Raw genomic sequence first — 234 nt, 5'->3', positions numbered from 1 at the left:
TGGCGGAGCGGACGGGGCTCGAACCCGCGACCCCCGGCGTGACAGGCCGGTATTCTAACCGACTGAACTACCGCTCCAACTTTCTGCACCGTTACCTGCAGGACGTCGGTTACGTTCCTGCAAGCCTCGCGACACTTCTACGAAACGCCGCTGAATCTGGCGTCCCCTAGGGGATTCGAACCCCTGTACTCACCGTGAAAGGGTGATGTCCTAGGCCTCTAGACGAAGGGGACA

The 234-nt window shown here is 60.7% G+C and carries 2 tRNA genes; both read right to left on the bottom strand.

Features of this window, described 5'->3' with window-relative positions:
- Positions 1-77, bottom strand: a tRNA-Asp gene (locus tag DIE22_RS37970).
- A gap of 80 nt (positions 78-157) precedes the next feature.
- Positions 158-233: transfer RNA gene (locus DIE22_RS37965), tRNA-Glu, on the bottom strand.
- Position 234: the final 1 nt, after the last annotated feature.

Origin of the sequence: Burkholderia sp. Bp9142 (genome assembly GCF_003853415.1) — a bacterium.
Lineage (GTDB): Bacteria > Pseudomonadota > Gammaproteobacteria > Burkholderiales > Burkholderiaceae > Burkholderia.
Note: the sequence above shows the minus strand (reverse complement) of the source record. Positions and strands in the feature narration are given on the sequence as shown.